At 68.4% G+C, this 10,730-nt stretch carries 2 protein-coding genes; both read left to right on the top strand.

Translation table 11 applies throughout. From position 1 onward, the window contains the following. Positions 1–99 precede the first annotated feature (99 nt). Positions 100–3,561, top strand: coding sequence for a LamG domain-containing protein (locus FB455_RS11715; RefSeq protein ID WP_184977852.1), 3,462 nt, complete (start codon positions 100–102; stop codon positions 3,559–3,561). Between the two features lie 90 nt (positions 3,562–3,651). Next, positions 3,652–10,437 (top strand): polymorphic toxin-type HINT domain-containing protein, encoded by a 6,786-nt coding sequence (locus FB455_RS11710; RefSeq protein ID WP_486481523.1) that lies wholly within the window; start codon positions 3,652–3,654, stop codon positions 10,435–10,437. Positions 10,438–10,730: the final 293 nt, after the last annotated feature.

Here is a 10,730-nt window from a genome sequence, read left to right as displayed (position 1 = left end):
AGCAGTTATCCAGCGGGGGAGGACCAGAGGGTGGCCCGTCGTACGAGAAAACGGGGCCGGGTGTTCACGCTCGGCCTCACGCTCGGCCTCGCCGGCCTGATGTCCACTGCGGTGTTCGTCCAGCCGCCGGAGCCGGCGCCGCGCACCGCCGCGGCCTCGGAGGACCTCGTCCGGGACACCGAGGCCGAGGCGCTGGTGGCCGCGAGGGCACTCAACCAGCCGGTCGAGGTGCTGGCGCACCGCACGGAGTACCGCGACGTCTTCGCGCAGCCGGACGGCACGCTCATCGCCAACGGCCACACGCAGCCGGTGCGGGTCACCCAGGGGGACGCCTGGGTGCCCGCGGACTCGACCCTTGTGGTTCAGCCCGACGGCTCGTACGCCCCGGCGGCCGCGCTGCTCGGCATGCAGCTCTCCCAGGGCGGCACCGCACCGCTGATGGTGGTCACCCGGGACCAGAAGAGCATGACCCTGACCTGGCCGCACGGGCCGCTTCCCGCTCCCGTGATCGAGGAGAGCAAGGCGACCTACCCGAACGTGTTCCAGGATGTCGACCTGGTCACGAACGTCACCGTCGAGGGCTTCTCGCACGTACTGGTGGTCAAGACGCCGGAGGCGGCCGATCTGCCGGAGCTCCAGAATCTCCGGCTCGGGGTCGCCGCGGTGGGTCTGACCATCGAGGAGACGGCCGAGGGTGGCGTGGTCGCCCTGGACCCGGTCACCGACAACCCGGTCCTGGAGGCGGACGCGCCGACCATGTGGGACAGCGGAAGCCAGGAGGGGGGCGATGCGGCCGCGGCGCGGTCGCTGGACACCTCGTCGACCGACCCGGGTGCGGCCTCGGCCGAGGGACCGGGCGACACGTCGGAGGTGGCTCCGGTCGGCCTCGACTACTCGGACAACACCCTCACCCTCACCCCGGACCGGTCCATGCTGACCGATCCGGAGGCCTCGTTCCCGCTGTACATCGACCCGGTATGGCAGAGCAGCACCAACAGCGCCTGGGCGATGGTGGACAGCGGCTATCCCAACGAGGAGTACTGGAAGTTCGACGGCAAGCGGCACGAACGGATCGGCCTCTGCCCCAGTTCCTGCAACAACTCGAAGGTCAAGCGCCTGTTCTACCGGCTCGCCACGCCGTACTCGGGCAAGACGATCCTGGAGGCCACCTTCCGGGTCACCCTGCAGCACGTCTACAACTCGACCGCCCGGGCGGCGGCGCTCTACCTGATGCCGGCCGGGATCACCTCCTCCACCAACTGGAGCAACCAGCCCGGCGGCTCGGGCTGGTCCGGAGCGACGCACCTCGCCACCAGCTCACCGACCAAGACGCAGGCCACCTGTACCTCCACCAACCAGAACACGGAGTGGAACGCGAAGGCCGCGGTGCAGCAGGCGGTGACCAAGGGCTGGAGCAACGTGACACTCGGCCTGCGGTCGGTCAGTGAGAGCGACTCGACGCACACCAAGCGGTTCTGCGACAACGGCGTCCTCTCGGTCCGCTACAACCGGGCGCCGGTGATCGCCAACCTCAACGAACTCACCATGTCCCCCGGCGGGCAGTGTGTCTACGGCTCCGGCGCGCCCTACGTGGACGTGCCGCCGCGGCTGAACGCGGTGCTGCGGGACCCGGACCACTCCTCGGCCCACACCGAGCAGATCAAGGCCGAGTTCAAGGTGACCTGGACGCCGGCCGGCGGGACGCTGCAGACGCGCTCGTACACCACTCCGCTGAAGGCCAGCGGATCGGTCTTCTCGTACACGGTCCCGAGTGACATCGCGCAGAACGTCCCCATCTCCTGGGAGGTACGGGCCAGCGACAACACCAGCTGGGGTCCGTGGAGCAGTGAGGGCTCGCGCAACGTCTGTCAGTTCCTCTACGACAAGACCAGCCCCAGCGCGCCCGACGTCGACTCCGCGGTGTACCTGCCGCAGGACGCGGCCGACAACGGGACGGCGAGCGCGTCGAACTGCATCGAGAGCGACGAGTGGCTGGGTTCGATCGGTGTACCCGGCAACTTCGTCTTCGACTCCGCCGCCACGGACGTGGTGGAGTACCGGTACGGCTTCAACACCAACCCGGCGCCGGGCGTGAACGTGCTTCGGCCCACCACCGACGGCGGCCCGGTCACCCTGCCGAACTGGTACCCGGACAAGGAGGGCCCGCGGACGATCAACGTCCAGGCCGTCGACCGGGCCGGCCGGTCGAGCAGCATCGCCTCGTGCACGTTCCGGGTGGGCAAGCGACCGCCGACCGCCCAGTGGTCGCTCGGCGAGGTCGCGGGCGAGGACGGCGCCGGCGACGGGCTCGGTGACAACGACGCGACGGCCGGAAGCGGCGTCACGTTCGGGGTCGAGGGTCCGGGTGGGACGTCCGACACGGCCGCCCGGTTCGACGGGACGGCCGACGCCCACCTCACGACCAGCAAGCCGGTCCTGACCGACACATCGGCGAGCTTCGCCGTGACCGGCTGGTTCAAGATCGACGATGCCGGCCGCCGGCAGGTGGCGGTCAGCCAGGACGGCACCGGTGAGCCCGGGTTCGCGCTGGGGGTCGAGGGAGGAACCTGGTTCTTCCGGATGCCGGTCAACGACGTCAACTCACTGGGCCGCTGGCAGGTGGACGGTGCGGCGGCCACCACGGGTTGGACGTACGTGTCCGCCATCTTCGACGGTGCGAAGAAGGAGATGTCGCTCCAGGTCGGGAACAACGCCCCGCGCGTCGCCCAGCGCAGGTCGCTGACCAAGTCGCGCGGTCCGCTCCAGATCGGCCGTGTGCTCACCAAGAGCGGTTACGCCGACAACTGGGGAGGGGCGATGGCGGACGTCTCGGTCTTCGACCGGCTGATCATCGCCGACGAGGTCACCGGTCTGCAGAAGACCGCTCCGAGCCGTAAGGCGTACTGGCGGTTGAACGCGGAGACCAGCAAGGTCAGCCCCGAGGAGCGCGGTGGAGCGGGGCTCACCCTGGGCACCGGTGCGACCATCTTCAAGCACCCGGTCCTGTCCCTGCTCGGCGGTGGTCACCTCGCGCTGACCGGTAACGCGGACAGCTATGCCAGCACATCGACCAACGCGGACATGGCGGGCAGTTTCTCGATCAGCGCCCGGGTCAAGCTGACCAGCAACTGTGCCGGTACCCCGATGACCGTCTTCTCGCAGAAGGGCACCAACGGCAGCTCGGTCGTCGTGCGCTGCAACAACGCCGGGCAGTGGGAGCTGGCGATGGCGAGCACCGACACGGTGGCGCCGGAGTGGACCACGAAGGCCACCGACGAGGCGCCGAAGCTGGTCGGCAAGGGTGACCATCTGACCCTCGTCTACAACGGCTACGCCCGCGAAGTGACCCTGTACGTCAACGGGTCATTCACCGAGGCGATCCAGCTGGTGTCGCCGTTCGTCGCCACCGGCGGGGTGCAACTGGGTCGCGCCTGGCTCGACGGCGCCTTCAAGGAGCACCTGTCCGGCGCCGTCGACGACGTCCGGGTCTACGACGGTGTCGCCGACAAGGTCCTGATCGAGAAGCTCAACGTCCAGGTCCGCGAACAACTCTCGCTCTGACGTGACAGGCGGTGGGTCCGCCCGCTCCCGGGCGGGCCCACCGGCACGCGAGACCTTTCCCGTTCTTCTCCCGTAACCCCTGGAGGGGTGATGTTCTCCCGACTCCTGGTCCGGTCCGGCGGGTTCGTCCGCCACACCGTACGACCGGTTTCCTGGGCGATGGCCGGTGTCATGGCCGCCGGCTTCATCCAGATCGCGACCCCACCCGCCTCGGCCGAGGCGAAGCCGAACCGTCCGTCGACCTCGGACGCGTCCAAGGTCCTGCCCAAGCGCGACCCGCTGCCGGCCAAGCCGAAGACGGCCAACCCGGCGGTGGCTGCCGCCTCCACCGCCCCGGCGAAGGTCACCTGGCCCGCCGCCGGCGCCGCGGACATCACCGTGCCGGCGCCCGCGTCGGCCCGCTCCACCGCCGGCTCTTCGAAGGCCCCGGCGGCCACCGCCAAGATCGGTGGCCTGCCGGTCGCGGTGTCGGCCGCACCCGCCGCGGCGGCCGCCGCGCCGGACTCGGCCCGTCCGGCGGCCTCCGCTCCCGGCAAGGTACGCATCGAGGTGCTCGACCGGAAGGCCTCGGAGAACGCCAAGGTCGACGGCCCGATCGTCCGGCTCGACCGGGCCGACGGTCAGGCCGCCGCCGGGAACGTCCGCCTCGACCTCGGCTACGGCGGGGTCGCCGGTGCGTTCGGTGGCGATTTCGGCGCCCGGCTGCGGCTGGTCCGCCTGCCGGAGTGCGCGCTGACCACGCCGGAGAAGGCCCAGTGTGCCCCGGTTCCGCTGCCGACGACGAACGACAGCGCCGCCGAGACGCTCTCCGCCGAGGCGGGCACCGGTGCGCTCTTCGCCATGACCGCCACCGACTCCTCCTCGCAGGGTGACTACGGCGCCACGAAGCTGTCCCCGTCGTCCAAGTGGTCGGTGGCCCCTTCCACGGGTGGCTTCTCCTGGAGCTACCCGCTGCGGAGCCCGCCGGTGCCGGGTGGTGGTGCGCCGCCGATCGCGCTTGCCTACTCGTCGCAGTCGGTCGACGGCCGGACCGCGACGACCAACAACCAGGGTTCGTGGATCGGTGAGGGCTTCAACTACGAGCCCGGGCACATCGAGCGCCGGTACAAGCCCTGCTCGGACGACGGGCACGACCAGTACGCCGACCAGTGCTGGGCGTACGACAACGCGACCATCCTGCTCAACGGCAAGTCGACGGAACTGGTCAAGACCGGTGACACCTGGCGGTTCGGGACCGACGACGGCTCGAAGGTCGAGCGGCTCACCGGCGCGGTGAACGGTGACAACGACGGCGAGTACTGGCGGGTCACCACCACCGACGGCACCCAGTACCACTTCGGCCTCAACCGGCTCCCCGGCTGGACCTCCGGCAAGGAGGAGACCGGCTCGACCTGGACCGTGCCGATCTACGGCGACGACTCGGGCGAGCCCTGCTACAACGCGACGTTCACGTCGGCCTACTGCGACCAGGCGTGGCGCTGGAGCCTCGACTACGTCAAGGACCGCTACGGCAACGTCACCTCGTACTTCTACGAGAAGGAGATCAACTACTACGCCCGGGGCAAGAAGACCGACGTCAACGGTGTCCCGTACGTCCGGGGCGGCTGGCTCAAGCGGGTCGACTACGGCCAGCGGCACGAGGCCGTCTACACGACCAACGCCCCCGCCCGGGTGCGCTTCGAGACCAAGGAACGGTGCCTGCCGTCCGGCAACGTCGACTGTGACCCGCAGGATCTGAACACCACCACCGCGCCCTACTGGCCGGACGTGCCGTTCGACCGGAACTGCGCCAAGGACACCAAGTGCAAGCTCGACCAGATCACCCCGACGTTCTGGACCCGAGCCCGGTTGACCGGCATCACCACCGAGATCCGTGAGGGCACCGGCTGGACGCCGGTGGACAACTGGAAGCTCGACCACCTGCTCACCGACAACGGTGACGGCTCGCGGACCCTCTGGCTCCACAAGATCACCCACACCGGTCTCTACGGGCCGGGCGCCGACATCGCCATGCCGTCGGTCGAACTGGGCGGCCTGCAGCTGCCCAACCGGATCGACCGCGACGGCGACAACATCGCCCCGCTGGTCCGCTTCCGGCTGGCGACCGTGTGGACCGACGCCGGCGGTCAGATCGACGTCAACTACGCCACCCCGGACTGCACCAAGAGCACGCTGCCCACGCCGGGCAACAGCACCAGGCGTTGCTATCCGGTGAAGTGGAACCCGCTCGGCAGCGGCGACCCGATCACCGACTGGTTCCACAAGTACGTGGTCGAGCAGGTCGTCGAGACCGACCGCACCGGCGGGGCGCCGGACATGGTGACCCGCTACCAGTACCTGGACGGTGCGGCCTGGCGGCACGCCGACCCGGACGGCATCTCCGACCCGAAGGACCTGACCTGGAGCGACTGGCGCGGTTACGGCCGCGTGATCGTCACGGCCGGCGACGGTCAGGTCCAGACGACCAAGACGGAGTACCGCTACCTGCGCGGCATGCACGGCGACAAGGATCCGGACGGCGGCACGCGTACCGTCAGCGTCGCCGACTCCACCGGCGGGAGCCACACCGACCACAACGAGTTCTCCGGCCACCAGTTGGAGAGCATCGTCTACGACGGCGCCGACGCGGTCAGCAAGAGCATCGCCGTCCCGTGGCGGCACAACACCGCGACGGAGACCCACAGCTGGGGCAGCAAGAAGGCCTGGTTCATCAACACCACCACCGCCCGGAGCCTGGTTGCCCTGGCCGCCGGCGGCTGGCGGGAGACGAAGCAGACCTCGACCTTCGAGACCAGCTTCGGCCGGGTGACCGAGACCGAGAACGAGGGTGACGTGGCGGTCACCGGCGACGAGGCCTGCAGCCGGACCACGTACGCCGACAACGCGACCGCCCACCTGTACAGCCTGGTGTCGCGGGTCGAGTCGGTGTCGGTGGCGTGCTCGGCCACCCCCGACCGCAGCAAGCAGGTCATCTCCGACACCCGGACGCTCTACGACGGCAAGGCGTTCGGCGTCGCGCCGACGCTGGGCAACCCGACCCGGACCGAGCGGCTGAAGAGCCACAACGGCACGACGGCCACCTACATCCGCGCCTCGGAGGGCACGTTCGACGCGTACGGCCGGCCCTTGACCGCCGTCGACGCGCTGGGCCGGGTCACCAAGACCGTGTACACGGACACCAACGGCCTGACCACCAAGGTCAAGGAGACCAACCCGCTGCAGTTCGTCACCACCACCGACTACGCCCCGGCGTGGGGTGTGCCGGTCGGCCAGGTGGACCAGAACGGCCTCAAGAGCGTCCTGGAGTACGACGCCCTGGGCCGGCTGGCGAAGGTCTGGATGCCGGACCGGACGGGCGCCAGCGGGCTGGAGCCGAGCATCCGCTACAGCTACCTGGTCCGCACCGACAAGCCGGTCGCCATCAAGACCGAGCGGCGGCAGAACGACGGCTCCTACAGCGTCGAGTACAAGCTGCACGACGGTCTGCTCCGGCCCCGCCAGGTGCAGTCGGAGGGCCCCGACGGCACCCGTACGGTCGCCGACACCTTCTACACCGGCACCGGCCAGCTGGCGAAGACGTACGCGACGTACACGGTCGCGGGCACGCCCACCGACGTGATCTACCCGGCCGTCAACGGTGACGTCAACGGCCAGACGCTGTACGTCTACGACGGCGCGGACCGGGTCACGGCGGAGATCTTCGCGGTCGCGGGCAACGAGAAGTGGCGCACCACGACCACCTACGGCGGCGACCGGGTTTCGGTCGACCCGCCGGCCGGCGGCACCCCGACGACCTCGATCACGAACGCCCTGGGCAAGACCACCGAACTGCGGCAGTACAAGGGCAGCGGTCCGACGGGCGACTTCGACAAGACCGAGTACACCTACACGCACGCCGGCCAGCTGAAGACGGTCAAGGACCCGGCCGGCAACGTCTGGTCCCACGAGTACGACCAGTTGGGCCGCAAGACGAAGTCGATTGACCCGGACGCCGGCACGTCGACGTCCGGCTACGACGACCTGGACCGGCTCACCAGCACCACGAACGCCCTCAACCAGACGATCAGCACGAAGTACGACGAGATCGGCCGCAAGATCGCCGTCTACAAGGGGGCCGCCGACACTGGCGAGCTGCTGAGCAGCTGGACGTACGACCTGGAGATGCTGGGTGAGCTCTCGTCGACGAGCCGCTGGATCGAGGGACACGAGTACGCCACGTACTTCTCGATCTACGACGAGTTCTACCGGCCGCACGCCACCTACTACTCCGTGCCCGAGCACGCCGGTGCCGAACTGGCCGGCTTCTACACCTTCGGCACGGAGTTCAACCGGGACGGCACCGTCCAGTCGCTGAGCATGTCGGAGGGCGGTGGGCTGCCGTTCGAGACTGTCGCCTACACCTACGACAGTCTTGAGCGCCTGACCGCGGCGACCGGTGACGCCCCCTACCTGACCGACGTCGAGTACGCCGGCACCGGCGAGGTACTGCAGACCGAGGCTCGGGTGGGCACCCGGAAGGTCTGGTCGACCTACGAGTACGAGCAGGGCTCCAAGCGGCTCACCCGGCAACGGCTGGACCGCGAGTCGGCCCCGGTCGTGGACATCGACGCCCGCTACACGTACGACCAGTCCGGCAACATCCTGCGGATCGCCAACAACCCGTCCGGGACGCAGGACACGCAGTGCTTCACGTACGACTACCTGCGCCGCATGGAGCGGGCCTGGACGTCGGCGAGCACCGCGACCGACCCGTGCGCCGGCGGGCCCTCGGTCACCGGGGTGGGCAGCGTGGCCCCTTACCACCACGCCTACACCTTCGACGTCACGGGCAACCGCAAGACCGAGGTCCAGTACGGGACCAACGGCACTCCGCTGATCGAGCGCAGCTACACCTATCCGGCCGCCGGCCAGGCGCAGCCGCACACGCTGAGCCAGATGACGGAGAAGACTCCGCAGGGCGACCGGCTGTACTCGTACGAGTACGACGCGGCCGGCAACACGAAGAAGCGGACGAGGACCGGCGAGGACCAGACCCTGGCCTGGGACGCCGAGGGCAACCTCGAGTCGGTCACCGAAGCCGGCAAGAAGACCAGCTTCCTCTATGACGTCGACGGCTCCCGGATGCTCCGCAAGGAGCCGGCCTCCACCACGCTCTACCTGCCGGGCATGGAGATCCGGCTGAACCACCAGACCCGGTCCACCGACGCCACCCGGTACTACGCGCTTCCGGGCGGGGCGAGCCTGGTCCGCAAGGTGGACGGCCTCCGGTACGTCGCGAACGACCACCACGGCACCGGCCAGGCAGTCGTGGACCAGAGCGGCGCTGTCACGCACCGGCGGATGACCCCGTACGGCGAGAACCGGGGAGCGTCGCCAGGTCAGTGGCCGACGGAGAAGGGCTTCGTCAACGGGAACATCGATTCCACGACAGGCCTGGTGAACATCGGCGCGCGGGAGTACGACACGATCACCGGCCGGTTCATCTCGGTCGACCCGATCATCGACGTCAACGACCCGCAGCAGATGAACGGGTACGCGTACGCCAACAACAACCCGATCTCGTTCTCCGACCCGGACGGCCTCAAGGCCTGTTCCGACGACGCCTGCGGGCCGGGCGCCGACTACGAGGACATGTACGGCACCTACCACAAGGTCAAGGGCCACAACGACGGTTGCGGTGGTTGCTCGGGCGCGTACGACCCGGACGAGCCCACGATCAACGTCCACAACAACCCGCGGGCATCAGCGGAGGAGCGGGCCGCGGCCGCGCGGGCGGCGGCGGAGAAGGAGAGGCAGCGGCGGATCGCCGCGGCCAAGGCGAAGATGCTCAACGCCGCCAAGGCCCTGGCGAAGATCCTGATGGACGAGTTGGGCATCACCGATGCCCTGGACTGCTTCCTCAAGGGCGACATGGGCGGCTGCCTGGCCACGGCAGTCAACGTCGCGGGCGCGGCGATCGGCGGTGCGCTGGGCAAGCTGGCCGTCAGATACGGCGCTCCATGGAAGTGGAAGAAACTCGCCAACCTGACCAGCCGCGTCAAGGGCCTGCTCGGCGATCTGGTCGGCAGCGCCAAGGCATTCATCAAGTGCAAGAACAGCTTCGTGCCCGGCACGTTGGTGGTGATGGCCGACGGATCGCGCAAGCCGATCGAGGACGTCAAGACCGGCGACATGGTGTTGGTGACCGATCCGGTGACCGGCAAGACGACGATCAAGCCGGTGGTGGCGACCATCATCGGTCAGGGCAGCAAGAACCTGGTCGAAGTCACCATCGACCCCGACCGTGACAGCGGCGACGCCACTGAGCGCGTGGTCGCCACCGACAATCACCCGTTCTGGGTGCCTGCTCTGGGCAAGTGGGTCGTCGCCGCCGATCTGCGGGCTGGCCAGTGGCTGAGCACCTCGGCCGGCACTCACGTGCAGATCAGCGCGATCCGGCAGTGGACGGAGCCTGCACAGGTCCACAATCTCACGATCGACGACATCCACACGTACTATGTGGTCGCCGGCAATACTCCGGTCCTCGTGCACAACGAGGGTGGCGTGCCGGTGCCGCCCTTCGTGGATGGGCAAGACTTCGAGTGGAGCATCGAAACGCCGAAGGGGAATGTAGGAATGCTCGCAGAAACAAGTGTGAGCGGACGGCGCGTTACGCTCTCCAATGTGGTGGTCTACGGTGACAGTCCGGAGCTAACCCGCGGATCCTTGGGCACGTCAACTGTGTTGAAAGCTTTGCGCGGGAAAATTGCACCTGCGGCGGCTGCGCAGGGATTTGATCAGTTGACTATCTCAGGGATTCGGCTTACCGGGCCGGTTGGGCATCGCCCTGACTTCACCCTGGACCTGCAGAAGTATGCCGGTCGTGATGTGTGCTGATGCAACCACAAGAGCGATATGAGGCTGCATTGCAGGGCGCACGTCATCTGATTGACGGCGGCGAAAGCATGGAGTCCGCGCTGCGGTACATGAGGAGCGCGGGGTTGTCACAGATTGAGTGTGTAAAGGCGGTGAAGTCGCTGACAGGCGGGAACCTTGGCCAGGCCAAGGAAATCGTACACTTCAGCGAAACGTGGTCTGACACGAGAGCGTGTCAAGAGCGGCTTCATGATAATCTGAGGGATGGGCTGAGTGCCGAATAATAACGGCGAAGCGACAAGAAGAATGACCGC

The organism is Micromonospora sp. CNZ296 (genome assembly GCF_007827635.1).
The sequence above is the reverse complement of the archived record's forward strand: the minus strand, read 5'-3'. Positions and strand labels throughout refer to the sequence as shown.

Coding starts and splice junctions, on each gene's coding strand:
- FB455_RS11715 (WP_184977852.1), top strand. CDS start 100: ATGTCCACTGCGGTGTTCGTCCAGCCGCCGGAGCCGGCGCCGCGCACC.
- FB455_RS11710 (WP_486481523.1), top strand. CDS start 3,652: ATGTTCTCCCGACTCCTGGTCCGGTCCGGCGGGTTCGTCCGCCACACC.